3 protein-coding genes are annotated in these 2568 nt (G+C 57.6%); 1 reads left to right on the plus strand and 2 read right to left on the minus strand.

Annotated elements, in window-relative coordinates:
* A partial coding sequence (locus tag M3498_18865; protein MDQ3461330.1) for a nucleotidyltransferase substrate binding protein occupies positions 1-212 on the minus strand: 212 nt, incomplete at its 3' end.
* Positions 209-523: a nucleotidyltransferase domain-containing protein gene (locus M3498_18870; protein ID MDQ3461331.1), complete on the minus strand. Its 315-nt coding sequence runs from the start codon at positions 521-523 to the stop codon at positions 209-211. The genes M3498_18865 and M3498_18870, both read right to left, overlap by 4 nt.
* A 745-nt stretch (positions 524-1268) precedes the next feature.
* On the opposite strand from M3498_18870, the gene M3498_18875 reads away from it, so the two are divergent.
* Positions 1269-2568, plus strand: a 1300-nt coding sequence (locus M3498_18875) for a hypothetical protein (GenBank protein ID MDQ3461332.1), incomplete at its 3' end; no start/stop codon positions are given.

Here is a 2568-nt window from a genome sequence, read left to right on the forward strand (position 1 = left end):
TGCTGGAACGCCTGGCGGGGACTGTTCGCCTCCAGCCCCTGCTCACGAACGAGACGCTGGCACAGCTTCCAGGCGACTTCGAAGGTCAGTTCGAAGCGCAAGATGGCCGAGTCGCGGACGATGTCGCCCGCGGGCAGCGCCAAGGCCTCGCCGAAGCGGCCGAGAATATCGTCGAAGTCGCGCTTTAGAGCGTCCTGTCTCGCGTCCGTCATGCCAGGGGAAGCTTGTCCCGCTCGGCGAGGCACCGGAAGCCGGGGGAAGCCTGGGAGAAGTCGACGAGGTCGATCTTGCGGATGGTCGGAAGCGCCTGCACGTCGTCGTACAGTCGTGAGAAGGTGCGCTTTGAAGGTTCGCCGCGCCACTCGACGCCGAGGTCCAAATCGGAGGTCCGGCGGGCGTCGCCGCGGGCAAACGAGCCGAAGACGAAAAGATCCGCCCCCTGCTGACGGTAGGCTCGAGCAAGCCCTTGCAGGGCCTCGAGGAGCCGGGGAGGCAGGGGGATGTCCGGTGACTGTCGGCTCAAGTTTCCTCCTATAAGCCATGTTATACCAATTGCCCTTCAAAGTGTCGCAAACCGAACGCGCCTAAGGGTATGCGCGAACCCGTTCTCGCTTCGCTCGGAGCACGCGCACTTTTCAAGCGCAAAAGCGGCGCTTGAAAAGGCACTTGGTATTAGCAGATCCCGACTGGCAGGACCTGGTTGAAGACTTTTGACCGCCGCTCCCCGCACCGGCTCCGTAAGCTGGTTGCGTCAAGGCCCACGCCTCACTACCACGCTTCACTACGGGGACAAAAGTTTGAGACGCTCGTCGAGGCTGATACGAGCGAGCCGCAATACCTCTGCGACGTGATGACGGACGAGCGCGGCAAACTCCGCAAGAGCCTCGGAGAAAAGTTAAGTTTCGCTTAATTGTTCTCATGCTTTTATAATTTATAGTCAACCTTTGAGGAGGTCAGGGCGTGGTTCTTGGGGAACCCCTGTCATTCGGCATATGCCGAAATTTACAGGCAGCGTAACACAAGCAATTTATCACAAGCCGTAAAACTCTGCTGAAGGTATATTTCACCTCGTTTTGCCACCTGCCTTCAACCCTATAAAACTTACTTGGGCTCGCCTTTTATAGGTGCTGAAGCATAGACAGGCCTTAAACAGAACCAGGCAGCGACAGGAATGTCTCTTGGGGCAGTGCCCTCTTGCACTGTTGGCATCCCTTACACCCAGCCCTGGTTCTGTAACCTGACTGAGGGAAAGATGATGGGGGTACAAGATGGACCTTATTAGGCGCCACGCGCTGATGCTTGCAGCCGCGCTCACCCTGCTTCTCGCGCTTATCGCGGGATGCGGCACGCAGGACAACATCCTCGAGACCGACCACTCAAAAGAGACAGCGGCCATGCTCTTTACCGACGCCGACATCAACGCGGCGGAACTCGAGCTCGCCGACAGCATAGCAGAGCTCACCGGTACGGAAACCTTAGACATCGCCAGCGAGGCACCGGAAGTTGTTGAGGAATTCACCCTTGATGAATCCTCCACGGAAGATGAATTCTCCACACAAGCGGTGCTCCCTGGAGCAGGCGGGTATATCGCCTTTATCCGCCACAATCCCAACTGCAACAACTGCCAGTGGCAACTCTATCTGGCCGACCAGAGCGATGACAAAAAGTCCGGCTTGCTCGCCAGCGGCCGGGAAATCGATTCGATAGCCGTCAGCTTGGACGGCAACACGGTCGTCTTTGCCATGAAAGATCCTGACGACAAAAACTTCGAAATCTACCGCATGATCGTAAATACCAAGAGTATCACCCGCTTGACCACGACGGGCTATGACGAGAAGAACGTTTCCATGTCGGCGAACGGCAACACCTTGGTCTGGGAGGGCAGCAACGCTGCGGGCAAGCGCGCCGTCTTTATTCGCACCTACAGCGGCGCCACTTTTACCGAGAGCATCCTAAGCGTGAGCAGTGACCAGCTGCAGCCTTCGGTAAGCAGCAATGGACGCTATATCGCGCTGGTCCGCCCTACGGCAACAGCTCACCATGTGCTGCGCTACGACAGGACCAGCAACAGCTATATGACTGCCTTTAAGCGCACCAATGTACTCAAGCATCCCAGTATTAGCGATGATGGTGCTTTAGTAGCGGGACTGGTGAAGTTGGCCGAAAGGGACCGGGTGCTCTTGAGGAACGTGACGACCAAAACGACCAAGGCGCTGGTTTCTCACTCGAGCGGCATTGAACACCCTCACATCACAGCTGATGGCAAATTTTTAGCCTATAGCATCTTGCAGAGCGGCAGCTGGCAGGTCTTCACTATCAATCTAACAACTGGGCAGACCGCGCAAGCCGTTTCTACTGCTGCGCCCATCAATAGCTTTCACGCTCCTTACTGGCAAAAGGCGGTTACAAAGACGAGCAGCTCGAGCGATGAAGACCCTGCACCCGCACCCACACCTCCCCCCGCGGCTGGCGAAGGCCTCTCCCTGCGCATAAGCGGCGGTTCCAGCGGCTGGAGCAGTCGGTATATCGGCGCCAACGGCGGCGGCAGCGTACCGCCCAATATCAGCG

It is taken from the genome of Deinococcota bacterium (assembly GCA_030858465.1).
Lineage (GTDB): Bacteria > Deinococcota > Deinococci > Deinococcales > Trueperaceae > JALZLY01.